This is a genomic window from Micromonospora sp. HM134, assembly GCF_007833915.1.
GTDB classification, from domain to species: Bacteria; Actinomycetota; Actinomycetes; order Mycobacteriales; family Micromonosporaceae; genus Micromonospora; species Micromonospora wenchangensis.
This window is the reverse complement of the sequence record NZ_CP041061.1, coordinates 5,575,698-5,591,556: the sequence shown is the minus strand read 5'-3', so window position 1 is coordinate 5,591,556 and position 15,859 is coordinate 5,575,698. Positions and strand designations below refer to the sequence as shown.

At 73.0% G+C, this 15,859-nt stretch carries 18 protein-coding genes; 11 read left to right on the top strand and 7 right to left on the bottom strand.

What is annotated here, in order from left to right:
• Positions 1-121 precede the first annotated feature (121 nt).
• Positions 122-292: a hypothetical protein gene (locus tag FJK98_RS34335; protein WP_228544595.1), complete on the top strand. Its 171-nt coding sequence runs from the start codon at positions 122-124 to the stop codon at positions 290-292.
• 93 nt (positions 293-385) lie between these two features.
• On the opposite strand, the gene FJK98_RS24075 is transcribed toward FJK98_RS34335, so the two are convergent.
• Positions 386-1,078, bottom strand: coding sequence for a Crp/Fnr family transcriptional regulator (locus FJK98_RS24075; protein WP_088644695.1), 693 nt, complete (start codon positions 1,076-1,078; stop codon positions 386-388).
• A 282-nt stretch (positions 1,079-1,360) separates the two neighbouring features.
• Here FJK98_RS24075 and FJK98_RS24070 point away from each other — a divergent pair, with 282 nt between their 5' ends.
• The 5 genes from FJK98_RS24070 to FJK98_RS24050 all read left to right on the top strand — a co-directional run bounded on the left by FJK98_RS24070 (position 1,361) and on the right by FJK98_RS24050 (position 5,025).
• Positions 1,361-1,864 (top strand): polyadenylate-specific 3'-exoribonuclease AS, encoded by a 504-nt coding sequence (locus FJK98_RS24070; RefSeq protein ID WP_088644696.1) that lies wholly within the window; start codon positions 1,361-1,363, stop codon positions 1,862-1,864.
• A gap of 127 nt (positions 1,865-1,991) precedes the next feature.
• Complete coding sequence (locus tag FJK98_RS24065; RefSeq protein ID WP_145921026.1) at positions 1,992-2,495, top strand: pyridoxamine 5'-phosphate oxidase family protein; 504 nt, start codon at positions 1,992-1,994, stop codon at positions 2,493-2,495.
• Positions 2,496-2,673: 178 nt separating this feature from the next.
• The gene (locus FJK98_RS24060) at positions 2,674-3,702 is read left to right on the top strand and encodes a 6-phosphofructokinase (protein WP_088644698.1); all 1,029 of its coding nucleotides are present in this window, start codon (positions 2,674-2,676) and stop codon (positions 3,700-3,702) included.
• A gap of 76 nt (positions 3,703-3,778) precedes the next feature.
• The gene (gene proC / locus FJK98_RS24055) at positions 3,779-4,597 is read left to right on the top strand and encodes a pyrroline-5-carboxylate reductase (RefSeq protein ID WP_145921025.1); all 819 of its coding nucleotides are present in this window, start codon (positions 3,779-3,781) and stop codon (positions 4,595-4,597) included.
• Positions 4,598-4,608: 11 nt separating this feature from the next.
• The gene (locus FJK98_RS24050) at positions 4,609-5,025 is read left to right on the top strand and encodes a phosphotransferase (RefSeq protein WP_205789185.1); all 417 of its coding nucleotides are present in this window, start codon (positions 4,609-4,611) and stop codon (positions 5,023-5,025) included.
• 91 nt (positions 5,026-5,116) lie between these two features.
• On the opposite strand, the gene FJK98_RS24045 is transcribed toward FJK98_RS24050, so the two are convergent.
• Positions 5,117-5,980, bottom strand: coding sequence for an exonuclease domain-containing protein (locus FJK98_RS24045; protein WP_168222544.1), 864 nt, complete (start codon positions 5,978-5,980; stop codon positions 5,117-5,119).
• Between the two features lie 350 nt (positions 5,981-6,330).
• Between FJK98_RS24045 and FJK98_RS24040 the strand changes: the two genes are divergently transcribed.
• Positions 6,331-6,684 carry a DUF2203 domain-containing protein gene (locus tag FJK98_RS24040; RefSeq protein ID WP_145921023.1) on the top strand — a complete coding sequence of 118 codons (354 nt, stop codon included), beginning with the start codon at positions 6,331-6,333 and terminating at the stop codon, positions 6,682-6,684.
• Between the two features lie 132 nt (positions 6,685-6,816).
• Here the strand turns inward: FJK98_RS24040 and FJK98_RS24035 are convergent, their stop codons facing one another.
• Genes FJK98_RS24035 through FJK98_RS24025 form a run of 3 tightly spaced genes read right to left on the bottom strand, consistent with a single transcriptional unit; the run spans position 6,817 to position 9,380 of the window.
• Positions 6,817-7,764, bottom strand: coding sequence for a threonine/serine dehydratase (locus FJK98_RS24035; protein ID WP_145921022.1), 948 nt, complete (start codon positions 7,762-7,764; stop codon positions 6,817-6,819).
• 48 nt (positions 7,765-7,812) lie between these two features.
• The gene (locus FJK98_RS24030; RefSeq protein WP_240762304.1) at positions 7,813-8,520 is read right to left on the bottom strand and encodes a class F sortase; all 708 of its coding nucleotides are present in this window, start codon (positions 8,518-8,520) and stop codon (positions 7,813-7,815) included.
• Complete coding sequence (locus FJK98_RS24025; RefSeq protein ID WP_145921021.1) at positions 8,517-9,380, bottom strand: DUF4397 domain-containing protein; 864 nt, start codon at positions 9,378-9,380, stop codon at positions 8,517-8,519. The genes FJK98_RS24030 and FJK98_RS24025 overlap by 4 nt, the downstream gene beginning before the upstream one ends.
• A gap of 147 nt (positions 9,381-9,527) precedes the next feature.
• Between FJK98_RS24025 and FJK98_RS24020 the strand changes: the two genes are divergently transcribed.
• Together FJK98_RS24020 and FJK98_RS24015 are read left to right on the top strand one after the other, a co-directional pair.
• Positions 9,528-10,022: a GNAT family N-acetyltransferase gene (locus tag FJK98_RS24020; RefSeq protein WP_168222543.1), complete on the top strand. Its 495-nt coding sequence runs from the start codon at positions 9,528-9,530 to the stop codon at positions 10,020-10,022.
• Between the two features lie 3 nt (positions 10,023-10,025).
• Positions 10,026-10,574, top strand: coding sequence for a GNAT family N-acetyltransferase (locus FJK98_RS24015; protein WP_145921020.1), 549 nt, complete (start codon positions 10,026-10,028; stop codon positions 10,572-10,574).
• A 75-nt stretch (positions 10,575-10,649) separates the two neighbouring features.
• Here FJK98_RS24015 and FJK98_RS24010 read toward each other — a convergent pair whose 3' ends face one another.
• Entirely contained in the window at positions 10,650-11,342 is a 693-nt protein-coding gene (locus FJK98_RS24010; RefSeq protein ID WP_145921019.1) for an NADPH-dependent F420 reductase, read from the bottom strand.
• Positions 11,343-11,568: 226 nt separating this feature from the next.
• Between FJK98_RS24010 and FJK98_RS24005 the strand changes: the two genes are divergently transcribed.
• Positions 11,569-12,372, top strand: coding sequence for an SGNH/GDSL hydrolase family protein (locus tag FJK98_RS24005; RefSeq protein WP_145921018.1), 804 nt, complete (start codon positions 11,569-11,571; stop codon positions 12,370-12,372).
• A gap of 1,148 nt (positions 12,373-13,520) precedes the next feature.
• Here the strand turns inward: FJK98_RS24005 and FJK98_RS24000 are convergent.
• On the bottom strand, positions 13,521-14,009 hold the full coding sequence (locus FJK98_RS24000) for a glutathione peroxidase (RefSeq protein WP_145921017.1): 489 nt from the start codon (positions 14,007-14,009) through the stop codon (positions 13,521-13,523).
• A gap of 192 nt (positions 14,010-14,201) precedes the next feature.
• Here FJK98_RS24000 and FJK98_RS23995 point away from each other — a divergent pair, with 192 nt between their 5' ends.
• Positions 14,202-15,824 carry a glycosyl hydrolase family 18 protein gene (locus FJK98_RS23995; RefSeq protein ID WP_145921016.1) on the top strand — a complete coding sequence of 541 codons (1,623 nt, stop codon included), beginning with the start codon at positions 14,202-14,204 and terminating at the stop codon, positions 15,822-15,824.
• Positions 15,825-15,859: the final 35 nt, after the last annotated feature.

Genomic DNA, 15,859 nt, shown 5'->3' with positions numbered 1-15,859 from the left:
GAAAACTCACTGTCAGGAGAGTGCCGTGCAGGTGCGATTGTCCGCCTACTGGACCGATCCGGACGGTACCGTCCGGTCCCCCGGGGAGACGGTCGACGTCGACGCGGTCACTCTCGCCAGAATGGAGGAGCAGGGCATGGTGGAGAATCCCGACAGCAAGACGACTTCGGACGCCGGCACGACCACGACCACGACGTCGAAGCCACAGAAGATCGGGCCCGGGCCGGGTACACCGCCCGACCAGATCGGACCGGGGCCGGGCGCACCGCCGGCGGACGACAGCGGCAAGTGAACGACCGGCGCGGCCGGCGGACCTCGGTCCGCCGGCCGCGCCGGTGTGGCGTTCCCGCTCACCCGCCGGGGCGTCGCCGCCCGGGGAAACCCCTCAGCGGTCGCTCATGCCGGCGCGTCGGCGCAGCGCCGCCACGTCGGTGACCACGATCCGACGACCTTCGGTACGCAGCCAGCCGCGGCTGGCGAAGGAGCCGATGGCCTGGTTGACGCTCTGCCGGGAACCGCCGGCCATCTCGGCCAGCTGGCTCTGGTTGAGCTCGATGGTGATCATCGGGGCCTGGCTCTCCCCGGCCAGCCGGACCAGCGTCTTGGCCACCCGACCGGGCAGGTCGAGGAAGACGTGGTCGGCGTTCTGCTCGGTGAGCCGCCGGATCAGGCCACCCAGCGAGCGCATCACCGCGTCCAGGATGCGCGGGTTGGAGTGCACCAGCTCCATGAAGGCCGGGCGGGACAGGGCGAGCGCCGCGCAGTCCTCGATCGCCTCGGCCGACGCGGAACGGGTGGAGGCGTCCAGCAGGGACACCTCGCCCAGCACGTCCGGTGGTCGGATGACCGACAGCACCGCGCGTTCCCCGGTCGGTGCGGTGCGGAACACCGCCACCGCCCCCCGGCGGAGCACGATCAGCGACTCGCCGGGATCGTTCTCGACGAAAAGCAACTGACCTTTGCGATAGGTGCGCGGCACGGCCGCGGCGATCACCCGCTGGCGCACCTCCGGCTCCAGCCCGGCGAACATCTCCACCCCCGTGAGGGCGTCACCCGGCTCCGGCAGGCGCATGTCCACGGCCCCACCCCTCCCCGGTCACGGACCACAATTTTCGCTCACCGGGTGAACCCTGACGGCCCCTGAAGAGGTGAACTGACACCGCTTCGGCGTCCGGTAGCGGTACACATCAGATCATGACGGCCCAGTCGCTTGCTGTACACCCCTGTAAACCTTTCCGTGACCCTGCGCAAGCTGCGGCGGACCACCGGGTCGGGGGCCGGCGGGGTCGCGGGCGGGCGGTGCCGCCGGTGCCCGCCCCGCCCGTCGGCGGTCACCGGCGGTGGGCGAGGATGGGCGGTGATGGTCTACCGCTACTTCTACGACTGCGAATTCATCGAGGACGGCCGGCTGGTCGACCTCGTGTCGATCGGTGTCGTCGACGAGTACGGCCGCGAGTTCTACGCGGTCTCCACCGAGTTCGACGACTCCCGCGCCGTGCCCTGGGTCCGCCGCAACGTGCTGGACAAGCTCCCCTCGCCGGCCGACCGGGCCTGGCGTTCCCGGGCCCGGATCCGGGACGACCTGCACGAGTTCCTGCTGGAGCCGATCCGGGACCGGCCGGGCGAGCAGCTGGAGCTGTGGGCCTGGTACGCCGCGTACGACCACGTGGTGCTGGCCCAGCTCTGGGGGGCGATGCCGGCGCTGCCCCGGGAGATCCCCCGGTTCACCAAGGAGCTGCGGCAGCTCTGGGACGACCTCGGCAGGCCCCGGCTGCCCGAGGCGGCGGCCGACCGGCACGACGCGCTGGTCGACGCCCGGCACAACCTGGCCCGCTGGCAGGCGATGACGGCCCGTCCCGGGTGATCCCGGCGTCGGCGGCCCGGTGCCGGTGGGTCCGGCCGTCGGTGTTGACAGCCCGTGACGATCGGCAGGTTTGACCGGTCCCGTCGGGGGCACCGGATCCGGGCGAGCCGATCCGAGGGAGTGCGCCATGGCCGACGACGCGACCACCATCACCGACGCCCGGCGGCGGGTGACCGAGCTGATCCGGGACGCCCGGATCTGCATGTTGACCACCATCGGGGTGGACGGCCGGATGCTCAGCCGGCCGATGGGGCTGCAGGCGGCCGAGTTCGACGGGGACCTGTGGTTCTTCGCCTACGCCGACTCGGCCAAGATGCGCCAGGTCCGGGTCAACCCGGAGGTCAACGTCGCCTTCTCCGACCAGCGTCACCACGCCTGGGTGTCGATCTCCGGCACCGCCCAGGAGGCGTACGACCGGGCGCGGGCCGAGCAGCTGTGGAACCCGGTGCTGAAGGCGTGGTTCCCGGACGGGTTGGACACCCCCGGGCTGACCCTGCTCAAGGTGCACGCCAGCTCGGCCGAGTACTGGGACTCCCCGGGCGGCACGGTGGTCAACCTGCTCGGGTTCGCCAAGGCGGCGGTGACCGGGACGCCGCCGAAGCTGGGGGAGAACCACGAGGTCAGCTACTGACCGGTAGCCGCCCGGGTGGGCGGGACCGGCCGGGGCGCGGTGTCGGCGTACACCTGAGCCGACTACAGTGCGCACTGACGGCCCGCCCCGGGCCGGCAACGACGCCGATGGTCTGAGCGGACACATATCCTGGGGCTTATCCGGGCTTCACCTGACGTTCCAGGAGGATGAGCAGATCATGCGTATCGGCGTGCTCACCGGCGGCGGCGACTGCCCAGGTCTCAACGCGGTCATTCGGGCGGTGGTCCGTAAGGGCGTCGCTACTTACGGTCACGAGTTCGTGGGTTTCCGGGACGGCTGGAAGGGTCCGCTGGAGGGCCTGTCCAAGCCGCTCGGCATCCCCGAGGTGCGGGGCATCCTCCCGCGCGGCGGCACCATCCTCGGCTCGTCCCGCACCAACCCGTTCAAGATCGAGAACGGCGTGGAGCGGATCAAGGAGAACCTCGCCGCGCAGGGCGTGGACGCGCTGATCGCGATCGGCGGCGAGGACACCCTGGGCGTCGCCACCAAGCTGCACGAGCTGGGCGTCAACGTGGTCGGCGTGCCGAAGACGATCGACAACGACCTGGGCGCCACCGACTACACGTTCGGCTTCGACACCGCCGTCAACATCGCCATGGAGGCGATCGACCGGCTGCACACCACCGCGGAGAGCCACCACCGCACCCTGGTCGTCGAGGTGATGGGCCGGCACGCCGGCTGGATCGCCCTGCACGCCGGCCTCGCCGGTGGCGCCAACGTGATCCTGCTGCCCGAGCGCAAGTTCGACGTCGACCAGGTCGCCGGCTACGTCGAGAAGCGCTTCCAGCACCAGTACGCCCCGATCGTCGTGGTCGCCGAGGGCGCCCAGCCGCTGGACGGCCAGATGGTCCTGCACAACCAGGAGCTGGACGCCTTCGGGCACGTCCGGCTCGGCGGCATCGGCCAGTGGCTGGCCGAGCAGCTGGAGGCGAAGACCGGCAAGGAGGCCCGCACCGTCGTGCTCGGGCACATCCAGCGCGGCGGCACCCCGACCGCGTTCGACCGGGTGCTCGCCACCCGCCTCGGCCTCCAGGCCATCGACGCCGCCCACGAGGGCGACTGGGGCAAGATGGTCGCGATGCAGAGCACGGACATCGTCCGGGTCCCGCTGGCCGAGGCCACCCGCGAGCTGAAGACCGTCCCGATCGAGCGCTACGACGAGGCCGAGGTCTTCTTCGGCAGCTGATCGCGCCCCACCCCTTCCCCTCCGCCCTGCCGGAGGGGAAGGGCACGGGACCGGACGAACGGGACGGAAGGGTGACATGGGGTCGGCGAGGCACACCGTCGCGGTGATCGGGGCGGGAAAGATCGGCGAGCTGATGCTCTCCGGGCTGTTGCGGTCCGGCTGGCCGGCGCAGCGGCTGCTGGCGACCGCCCGCCGACCCGTGCGGGCCGAGGAGCTGGCCACCCGGTACGGCGTACGGGTGGTCGACAACCTGACCGCCGTCGACGAGGCGGCCGTGCTGGCGATCGCGGTGAAGCCGCAGGACGCGGGCGTCCTGCTGGACGAGATCGGCCCCAAGGTGCCGGCCGACAAGCTGGTCGTCTCGCTCTGCGCCGGGCTGCCCACCAGCTTCTTCAGCCGCCGGCTGCCCGAGGGCACCCCGGTGGTCCGGGTGATGACCAACACCCCCGCCCTGGTCGACCAGGCGATGAGCGCGATCTCGGCCGGCGCGCACGCCACCGGCGAGCACCTGGCCCTGGCCGAGGAGATGTTCGCCCCGCTCGGGGCGACCCTGCGGGTGCCCGAGTCGCAGCAGGACGCGGTGACCGCCCTCTCCGGCTCCGGCCCGGCCTACTTCTACCTGCTGGTCGAGGCCATGATCGACGCCGGCATCCTGCTCGGCCTGCCCCGGCAGGTGGCGCACGAGCTGATCGTGCAGACCGCGATCGGCTCGGCCATGATGCTGCGCGACTCCGGCGAACACCCGGTCAAGCTCCGCGAGGCCGTCACCTCCCCGGCCGGCACCACCATCTCCGCCGTCCGCGAGCTGGAGAAGCACGGGGTACGCGCCGCGCTGCTGGCGGCGCTGGAAGCCGCCCGCGACCGCGCCCGCGAACTCGCCGCCCAGGCCGACTGACCCGGCCGGCGATGTCAGTGGCGGGGGCCGACGACATTGCGGATCTCGGCCCGCCGCCCGAACGCGTCGTCGTCGACGTGGCGCAGGGCAACCTCCTGCTCGACGGTGGACACCTCGCGGGGGTCATCGACTTCGGCACCTGCGGCGTCGGCGATCCCTCCTGCGACCTGGCTGTCGCCTGGACACTGCTGACCGTCGACGGCCGGCGGGTATTCCGGGAGCGGCTGTCCGTCGACGACGCGACCTGGGCGCGCGGGCGTGGCTGGCCGCTCTGGAAGACGCTTGTCACCTACGCCGCCGCGCCGGCCGACAGCGAGGCCGCGGTGAACTCACGGAGGATCCTCGACGAGATCTTCGGCGAGTACCCCGACGGCGGACAGTCGGCGGGGCCCACGCCGCGTGGGCGAGGACGCGAACGACGCCGGTGATGCCTTGGGAACCGGGGATGGCGAGCGGGTTGGTCGGCTGTCGGGCGACCCGGTTCGCGCACCGGATCGCCCGACAGCCGGCCGAGGGACATCAGCCCTGATCGGGGTGAGGATTGTCGGCCTGTCGGCGTCGCCTGGTCTCCAGCGGCCATTCCAGGCTGACCGTCTCGGCGATGCCCCGCCGGTCGAAGTACTCCTGGAGCTTCCGCTTCTGCGCGGCGTACCAGGTGATCTGCGCCCGGTGGAGGTCGTCGGGGAGCATCCGGGCGATGCGTTCGTGCCGGGCCGCGATCGACACCGCCATCGCGACGGCGGCGCGGGCGTCGCTCGTGGCGTCGTGGGCGGAGCCGAGGGTCACCTCGTAGTATCTGCACAGCTCACCGAGCTGCCGGCCGACGAACCGGTACGGTTCGACCTCCTGGTGCAGGATCGAGGGGTCGATGATGACGGCGCGGTCCCAGTCCAGCGACGGCAGGGCGTGCCGGGCCAGCTCGGCGTGCAACGTCGTGACGTCGAAGTGGGCGCAGAAGGCGACGAGCGGCGTACCGTCGGCGATCACCTTCCCGACGGCCGTGCCCAGCTCGGCCAGCGCCGTCCCGGCCGGCGTTCCGGCGCTGCGGACCAGCTCGTCGGTGATCCCGTGGATCTCGGTGGTGCGGGGCGGGATCGGCACTCCCGGGTTGACCAGCCACCGCCTGGTCGTGCCGTCGGAGTACACCAGCGCGGCGGAGACGATGCGGGCGTCCAACGGCTCGTTGCCGGTGGTCTCGATGTCGAAGCCCACCACCGGCAGGTCGTGCCACCCTCGGTGGGTGCCCGGCGGCGGCGCCGCCTCCACCGGCGCGCAGTCGTCGTGGTACGTGGTCCAGCCGGCGCCGAGCTTGAGCGCCTGCCCGGCCCCGGCCTCCACCCGGCCTCGGCAGGTGCCACAGGTGCCGGGGTACTTGTTGATCACGATGGGGACTCCTGGTTCGGTCTCGCGGATGTACTGGCGCGTGCGGCGACGGGACGGAGAGGCGACGGACCGCGCGCCTGAAGATCTTGATCCATCGGCCGCGTCGTCGGCACCCGCCGGCCGGGCCACCCTGTGACCTATGTGGACGGTCGATGGTGACCCTTCATCCACCGGGACCGGGTCGACGTCGGCGCTCGGCCCCACCGCCCGCCCCTCGGTCGCCGTCCGCCCGCCTCGGGCCCCTGCCCGACGGGTCACCCGGCAGGGTTGCGGCCCGGCCCGGCATCGCGGCCCGACCGGAGCCGGCGGACGGGTCGGTACGGATCACGCGGGTGCCCCATACTGGCCCCGTGTTCACTCTCGCCCAGGCGCGGTACCTGGTCGCCACCCTGCACCCCCGCATCGACGAGTTGATCGGCATCCGGGCCGACCTGGCCGAGCTGCGGGCCGACCTGGCCGGCCCGGGGATGTCGGCGCTGGGCGGCCGGGCCGAGGTCAAGGCCCTGGAGGCCCGGCTGCACGGCGTGCTGGAGGAGCTGAACTCGCACGACATCCAGGTCAAGGGGATCGCCCCGGTGCTGCTCGACTTCCCCGGCGAGCACGAGGGCCGGGCGGTGCTCTGGTGCTGGTTGGAGGGCGACCCCGACGTGCGCTGGTACCACCGCGTCGAGTGCGGCTTCGCCGGCCGCCGCCCCATCCGCTAACCCACCCCACCCCACCCCACCGCGTCGATCATGGAGTTGTGGTGGGCGCAAAAGAGGATGTATCCCCACGAAGCTGGCACCAGAACTCCAAGATCGCGCGAGGCTCGGAGATGGGGCGGGGCGGGGCGGGGGTCAGGGCAGGGTGGTCAGCAGGGTGGGGGAGACGTTGCCGCCGCTGAGGACCAGGATCGTCCGGGTGCCGGGGGCGGCGGTCACCCGACCGGTGCGCAGCGCGGCGAGGGTGACCGCCGCCGCCGGTTCGAGCAGTAGCCGGGTGGCCGCCATCAGGTCCCACCAGGCGGCCCGGATGTCCGCCTCGGTGACCTCCACCAGGTCGTCCACCAGGTCCCGGACGTGGGCCAGGGTGAGCCGGCCGGCGAACGGGGCGGCCAGTCCGTCGGCCATCGAGACCGGCCGGGTCGCCGGGGTCCCACCGCCGGTACGCAGCGCGTGACCGACGACGTTGGCGGTGGCCGGCTCGACGCCGACGATCCGGGCGGTGGGGACGGCCGCGCGGACGGCGGCGGCCACCCCGCTGATCAGCCCACCGCCGCCGACCGGGACCAGCACCAGGCCCGGCGGTGGGCCGTCGGCCAGCAGTTCCCGCCCCAGGGTGGCCTGGCCGGCGATGACGTCCGGGTCGTCGAACGGCGGCAGCAGGTGGTAGCCGCGCTCGGCGGTGATCTCCTCACAGGTGGCGAGCAGGTCGTCGGTGAGCACGACCTCCCCACCCCACCGGCGGACCGCTTCGATCTTGGTGGTTACCGCGTGCGGGGGCATGCAGACGACGGTGGGCAGGCCGAAGGCGCGCCCGGCGAAGGCCACCGCCATGGCGTGGTTCCCGGCGGAGAAGGCGGTCAGCCCGGCGGGCGTCGCCTGCCGTTCCGCCAGGGCGAGCAGCGCGTTCAGCGCTCCCCGGACCTTGAAGCTGCCGGTGTGCTGGAGGTTCTCCGCCTTCACCGCGACGTCGAGCGCGAACTCGTCGCCGAGCTGCGGGCAGGGCAGGAGCGGGGTCCGGACGATCCGACCGGCGAGCCTGCGTTCGGCGGCCAGGACGTCGTCCACGCTGGTCAGTCGCACCGCCGGAGCCTAGCGGGCGGGGTGTCCGGGGCGGCGCCGGTGGGCGGGTCAGTCGGCGGCGGAGCGGGGGAGGGGGTCGACCGGCGGGTCGGCGACCGCGAAGACCACCACGTTGTCCCGGTAGTGGCCGACGCGCCTGTCGAAGTCGCCCCCGCAGGTGATCAGCCGCAGCTCCGGGCCGGGCGTCGGGCCGTACACGGTGGCGGTGGGGAAGGCGTCCTTGGGCGTGCGCAGCGTACCGGTGACCCGGAACGTCACCAGGTGCTGGCCCCGCCACACCTCGATCCGGTCGCCGGGGCGCACCTCGCCGAGACGGGCGAAGACGGCCGGGCCGCGCCGCGAGTCCAGGTGCCCGGCGATCACCGCCGGCCCCGGGTCGCCCGGTGCCGGGCCGCCGCCGTACCAGCCGGCCCGGGTGAAGTCCGCCGGTGGCACCAGGGTGCCGGCCCGGTCCAGCCCGAGTGCGGTGAGCGGGGAGTCGACGCCGACCCGCGCCACGCGTACCCGGGTGGGGGAGGCCGGGGTGGCGAGGGCGGCGCCGGCCCCGGTGGCGCAACCGGTCCCGCAGCCGGGCTGCCAGCCCCCGGCCGCCGCGACCGGCCGGGGTGCTCCGCCCGGCCCGCCGAGGCCGGTGGCGGCGGCCAGCACGACGCCGGCACCGGCGGCGAGGCAGCACGCCGCGCCCGCCGCGACCAGGACGGTGGCCGGCGCGGGCCGGGCCCGGTGCCGGCGGATCGCGAAGCCGGGCCGGCTCACCAGACCGGTCGCCGCCGACGCCGCACCAGCACCGTCGTGCCCACCACCACGGCCCCCGCGAGCACCCCGCCGGCCATCATCGGGTACGCCCCGAGCCCGCCCCCGGCCAGCCCGCCGGCCCCCGCCGGCACCCCGCCCGCCGGTGCGGTCCCGCCACCCCGGGCGTCCTCGCGCAGCTCGACGGTCAACCCGCCCCGCTTGCCGTCGAGCACCAGCAGCGAATAGACCCGTCCCCCGGTGAGGGTCACCTCGGCGTCGGTGCTCGGCCCGCTGCCGCCACCGAGGCGCAGCCGCCAGCGTCCCGGGTCGACCTGCCGGTAGTCGGTGGTGGTGGCGAACCGGACGGCGTCGGCGATGGCCGGCCCGTCGTCGGCGGTCACGTCGACCACCGGGGCCCGTACGGACGCCTGGACGACCCGCACCTTCGCCCGGCCGGCCGTCGGGGCGCTGAGGTCGTCGGCGAGCACCCGTAGGCCGAGGTCGGCGTAGCGGCCCACCCCGGCCACCGTGTACGCCTCGCCCGCGCGCAGTGCCACCTCGGTGGTGAGCACCGGCGGCTCGCTGGCCGGTGCGCCGGCCTGCCGCATCGCCACCGCGTACCGGCCGACGGCCAGCGGTAGGTAGCGGGAGACGACGCCGTATCCGACGGCGGGGAAGACCTGCGGCGTCGCCGCGCCCGGGGCGGAGAGGTAGACGTCCACGGCCGGGGTGTCGGGGGAGAGGTGGGCGAGCCGGACGTAGCCGACGTCACCGGCCGCCGCCCCGGCCGGCGTGCCGCCGACGGTGGCCAGTGCGGTGCCGAGCAGGAGGGTGCCGGCGGCGGCGAGCAGCCGGTGCGGCGCGGTACGGAGCTGGGGCATCTCGCCTCCGGGGGTGGTGTCGGTGCCGACCCTCAGCGTCCCGTGGACGGGACCCGATCTCAAGTTGGCCGGCCGTCGTGTCCTGTCGTTTCCGATCAGCGTGGTGCGGTCCGGTGGCCCGTCCCCGCCATCCGGTACCGTCCGTTCGTGATCAACGTTCGACGGGCCGTGGTCGCCGACGCCGGTGAGATCGTTCGCCTGCGTGGGGTGATGCTGGCCGACATCGACCAGATGGCCCCCGCGCCGGGGCCCTGGCAGCAGGCGGCCCGGGAGGTGCTGCACCGGCGGCTGGCCGAGCCGGCCGACCTGATGGCGGTCTTCGTCGTCGACGACCCGGACCGGCCGGGCGTCCTGGCGGCCTGCGCGACCGGGACCATCGAGCAGCGGCTCGGCGGCCCCGGCAACCCCGACGGCCTGACCGGGTACGTGTTCAACGTGGTCACCGATCCGGTGCACCGTCGGCTCGGCTACTCCCGGTCCTGCCTGGAGGCGCTGCTCGACTGGTACCGGCAGCGCGGGGTCGGCAAGATCGACCTGCGGGCCTCGCCCCAGGGGGAACCGCTCTACCGGTCGCTGGGGTTCGTGCCCACCGTCGGGCCGACGCTGCGGCTGAGCCTGCCCGTCGCACACCGGAGGAACTGAACGATGTTCGCGCTGCCGTTGACCGACACCGCCGAGTTGCGTCCGCTCTCGCCGTGGCAGGCCGAGGAGTTCCTGGCCCACCTGGACCGGGCCCGGGAACACATCGCCCCGTGGGTGGGGGCGTCCTTCGTGGCCACCGACCTGGAGTCGGCCCGCCGGGTGCTGCGTCGTTCCGCCGACAAGTGGGCCGCCGACGCCGGGGGCATCTGGGGGATCTGGCTCGACGGCGTCCTGGTCGGCGGGGTGCTGTTCGTGTCGTTCAGCACCGCGACCGGGGTGGCCGAGGCCGGCTGCTGGCTGGAACCGGCCGCCGAGGGTCGGGGGCTGGTCACCCGGGCGGCGACCCGGATCGTGGACTGGGCGATCCGGGAACGTGGCATCCACCGGGTCGAGTGGCGGACCAGCGTCGGCAACGTCCGCAGCATCGCGGTGGCCCGGCGGCTCGGCATGCGGCACGAGGGCACCCTGCGTCAGGTCGCCCCGGGGCCGGCGGGCCGGGTCGACATGGAGGTGTGGGCGGTGCTGGCCGACGAGTGGCGGGCCGCCCGCTGACCACGGCCGCCCGCCGGCCGCGCCGTGCGGGACGGGCCTCGCGGCTGCCGTCCCGCCGGCGTGGTGGGGCGTCGGTCAGGCGTCGGCGTAGCGGCGGGCGGCGGCCAGGGCGTCCCGCAGCCGCTGCGCGTCGGTGGGCAGGCCCGGCTGCTCGTAGCCCGCCGCCGGGTCGGCCGTGTAGAAGACGCCGTACGCGGCGGTGTCCCGCTGGAACCGCCAGCCCTCGGCGAGCGGCCCCACGTCGACCGTGTCGTACCCGACGGAGTCGATGAACGTGGTGGCCTCGGCCTTGGCCGCGTCGTCGTTCCCGGCGACGGGCAGTGAGGTACGGTCGGCGGCCCCCGCCGGACGGGCCAGGGCGAGCAGGTGCTTGAAGTAGATGTTGTTGAACGCCTTGACCACCCGCGACTCCGGCAGGTGCCGCTGGAGCAGCTCGCTGGTGGTGGTCGACTCGTCGTCCAGCTCCGGGATGCTGCCGTCGCGCTCCGGGTAGTAGTTGTTGGTGTCGATGACGGTCTTGCCGGCGAGCGGCGCGGCCGGCACGTCCCGGTAGGCCCGCAGGGGGATGGTGACCACCACCAGGTCACCCGCTGCCGCAGCCTCGTCCGGGGTGGCCGCCCGGGCCCGTATGCCCAGCTCGTCGACCAGGTCCTTGAGCGTCTCCGGACCGCGCGAGTTGCTGAGCACCACGTCGTGGCCGGCGGTGACCGCCAGCCGGGCCAGGGTGCTGCCGATGTTGCCGCTGCCGATGAGTCCCACAGTTGTCATGCCGGTGACCAACCGGGTCGCTCGGGTGCGTATTCCCGACCGGATCGACGGGTCATGCGGTGGATGGCGACCGTCCACGTCGGCCGGACGGGCCGGCCGCGCGTCGGGGACGTCGCGCGCCGGTGAACCCCTAGTTACCCCTGTTGCCCATCGATAATCTTCCCCAAACACCTGATCGAGTGATATCTATCTCCCACCACCACTTCCCCACCCCCAGGAGTGCGACGTGCGGAGACCCCGACTCGTGACCCTCGCCGTGAGTCTCGCGGCATCAATCGGCGTGACCCTCGGCGCGGCGGTGCCCGTCCAGGCCGCCCCCAGCGACCGGTACGTGGCCCTCGGCGACTCGTACGCCTCGGGCGTCGGCGCCGACAGCTACACCTCCGAGAGCGGTTCCTGCCAGCGCAGCACCAACGCGTACCCGGCGCTGTACAACGCCAACATCAAGCCCGCCTCGTACAAGTCGGTGGCCTGCTCCGGCGCGACCACTACCGACGTGGTCAACAGCCAGCTCTCCGCGCTCAGCTCCACCACCACCCTGGTCAGCGTCACCATCGGCGGCAACGACGTCGGCTTCACCTCGATCATGTCGACCTGCGTGCTCCAGGGGGAGACCCAGTGTGTCGCGGCGGTGCAGGCCGCCGAGAACAAGGCCCGCGCGGAACTGCCCGCCAAGCTCGCCACCGTCTACAACGGCATCAGGTCCCGCGCCCCGTCGGCCCGCGTGGTGGTGGTCGGCTACCCGGTCTTCTACCAGCTCGGCACGGTCTGCGTGGGGCTCAGCGCGAACTCCCGCGCGAAGATCAACGAAGGCATCAACCTGATCGACGACATCACCCGTACCGCCGCGACCTCGGCCGGCTTCACGTTCGCCGACGTACGGTCCATCTTCGTCGGTCACCAGCTGTGCAGCTACGGCGAGAAGTGGCTGCACGCGCTGAACTTCGTCAACCTCGGCGTCTCCTACCACCCGACGGCGGCCGGCCAGTCCGGCGGCTACTACCCGGTCTTCCGGTCCGCCGCCGGCTGACCCGCCGCCCGGTGTCGGCTGGCCTGCGGGGCTGTGTCGTGGCCTGCCGTGTCGGCTGGCTCGCCCCGTATCGCGCGCCGACCTGATCCGCGTCCCGTCGGCAACGCCGTGACCGCGTCGCCCCGCCCGGGGTCGGCGCGGTCACGGCCGCTTCCGGGCGGGCCGGGAAGCGGGCGGGCTGCCCCGGTGATGGGGCGTCGAACGGGACGACCGGCGGGTGTCGAGTGCCGGCATCGCCCCACCTACCGATGCCGTCGCGGACGCTTTCGAGCTGATGACGTTGACGACTCGATGCCCGGTGCGGCCCTGAGCGGCTCCTTCAGGGCCGTGAAGGGCCCGGTCGGGCGTCGAGGACGCGGATTCGGCTGCCTGCGGCACGTGGCTGGTCATCGGCGCCGCACTTCGGGGCGGGACCCCCGGCCCGGGTGTCGTGATCGGTAGGGGATCACGTGGCGTGTTGTCGCCCCGGGGCCGGACGGTGCTGCCCGGCATGGGGCGGGAGTCGCAGCCGGTCCGGTCCCCGGTTCCGGTGCGTGGCAGTGACGTGGACCGCCTGCACTTGTCGGAGGGGGTGACGTGGACCGCCTGCACTTGTCGGAGGGGGTGACGTGGACCGCCTGCGACCGCCTTGTCGGAGGGGGTGACGTGGACCGCCTGCACTTGTCGGAGGGGGTGACGTGGACCGCCTGCACTTGTCGGAGGGGGTGACGTGGACCGCCTGCACTTGTCGGAGGGGGTGACGTGGACCGCCTGCACTTGTCGGAGGGGGTGACGTGGACCGCCTGCACTTGTCGGAGGGGGTGACGTGGACCGCCCGGCCGGCCCGCAGGGGCGATCCGTTGGTGTCGTCAGCTCGAAAGGGCGCGGAGAGACAGTGGTGTCGGGTGGTTCGCGTCACGGACGGTGCTCGGTGGGCAGGGGTGTGCCGGCCGACGGCGGCCAGCCGACCGTCGGCCCGAAGTGTCCCGGGCCGGACCGGTGGACGGCACGGGTGGGGCCCCGACCCGGAGGGTGGGAACCGGACGGAGCCGGGCCCGACCGGTACGGGTCCGGACGGCACCCGGCTCCGAGGGTGGCAGGGGCATTCCGGGGAGGGCCGCCGGAACGCCCGGTCAGGCGGGAGGGTTTTTGCGGGCGGGGAGGATCTTTCAGGCGGGGAGGACCTTCTCTATGGCGGCGCGCAGTTCGGCCGAGTCAGGGGTGACCGTCGGCGCGAACCGGGCGGCGACCGCACCGTCCGGGGCGACCAGGAACTTCTCGAAGTTCCACCGGACGTCGCCGGTGTGTCCCTCGGCGTCGGGGGTGTCGACAAGCGCCGCGTAGAGCGGGTGGCGGGCCGGGCCGTTGACGTCGACCTTCTCGGTCAGCGGAAAGGTGACCCCGTAGTTGACCTGGCAGAACTCGCCGATCTCGGCGGCCGTGCCGGGTTCCTGCCCGGCGAACTGGTTGCACGGCACGCCGAGCACCACCAGGCCCCGGTCGGCGTACTCGGTGGCCAGCGCCTGGAGGCCGGCGTACTGCGGGGTGAGGCCGCAGCGGGAGGCCACGTTCACGACCAGCAGCGCCCGGCCCCGGTAGCCGGCCAGCTCGGCCGGGCCGCCGGCCAGGGCGTCGATCTCGATGTCGAAGACGGTCATGCCGCGAGGTTAGCGCCCAGCCCCGCCGCCCGGTTCGCCGCCGCCGCGCCACCACCAGGCCGGGTCGCGCCGCCACCTGGCCGTGGTCGGTGTAATGAATCGACGGATGCGCATCTTGACGAAGTGATGACGGTGTGAGTAGCGTCTCCCCATCGATTTGGAAAGTTTCCTAACTGTTTGAGGAGGCGCCTCATGAAGAGATCGCTCCGCCGCGCCCTCTGGGCCGGCGCCGTCGTGGCGCTGACCGTGGCGGCGGTACCGGTGACCTCGGCGTTCGGCGCCGGAAGCGTCACCGCGACTTTCGCCTCGGCGCAGGACTGGGGGACCGGCCACGAAGGGCGGGTCACCGTCGCCAACGGCTCCAGCGCCAGCGTCAGCACCTGGCGTATCGAGTTCGACCTGCCGTCCGGCACCACCATCAGCAGCTTCTGGGACGCCGACGTCACCAGCAGCGGCAACCACTACGTGGCGGTGAAGAAGAGCTGGGCCGGGCCGCTCGCCCCGGGGGCCAGCTTCAGCTGGGGCTACAACGGCACCGGGCCGTACAAGGCGCCGCTGAACTGCACGATCAACGGCGCGTCGTGCGGCGGGGGCACCCCGCCGACCACCACGAAGCCGCCGACGACCGCCCCGCCCACCACCGCCCCGCCGACGACCGCGCCCCCGACGACCCCGCCGCCCACCACCACCCCGCCCAGCGGGGACAAGAAGGTCGTCGGCTACTTCGCCGAGTGGGGCGTCTACGGGCGCAACTACCACGTCAAGAACATCGCCACCAGCGGCTCCGCCGCCAAACTGACCCACATCCTGTACGCCTTCGGCAACACCACCGGCGGCCGCTGCACGATCGGGGACAGCTACGCCGACTACGACAAGGCGTACACCGCGGCCGACAGCGTGGACGGCGTCGCCGACACCTGGGACCAGCCGCTGCGCGGCAGCTTCAACCAGCTGCGCAAGCTCAAGAAGATGTACCCGCACCTCAAGGTGATCTGGTCCTTCGGCGGCTGGACCTGGTCGGGTGGCTTCACCCAGGCCGCGCAGAACCCGGCCGCGTTCGCCGAGAGCTGCTACAACCTGGTCGAGGACCCGCGCTGGGCGGACGTCTTCGACGGCATCGACGTCGACTGGGAGTACCCCAACGCCTGCGGTCTGAGCTGTGACAGCAGCGGCCCGAACGCGTTCAAGAACGTGATCTCCGCACTGCGGTCCAAGTTCGGCTCGTCGGCCCTGGTCACCGCCGCGATCACCGCCGACGGCAGCAACGGCGGCAAGATCGACGCCACCGACTACGCCGGTGCGGTGGGCAACCTCAACTGGCTGATGCCGATGACGTACGACTACTTCGGCGCGTTCAACGCCCAGGGTCCCACCGCCCCGCATTCGCCGCTCACCTCGTACACCGGGATTCCGCAGCAGGGCTTCAACTCCGACGCGGCGATCCAGAAGCTCAAGTCCAAGGGCGTGCCGGCCAGCAAGCTGCTGCTCGGCATCGGCTTCTACGGTCGCGGCTGGACCGGGGTGACCCAGGCCGCCCCGGGGGGCACCGCCACCGGCGCGGCCCCCGGCACCTACGAGGCGGGCATCGAGGACTACAAGGTCCTCAAGAACACCTGCCCGGCCACCGGCACGATCGCCGGTACGGCGTACGCCAAGTGCGGCAGCAACTGGTGGAGCTACGACACGCCGGCCACCATCGGCGGCAAGATGACCTACGCGAAGAACCAGGGCCTCGGTGGCGCGTTCTTCTGGGAACTCTCCGGCGACACCGGCAACGGTGAGCTGATCGGCGCCATCAAGGGCGGCCTCGGCTGAGCCGAGCGCCCGACGCACCACCCGCGCGGGGAGGG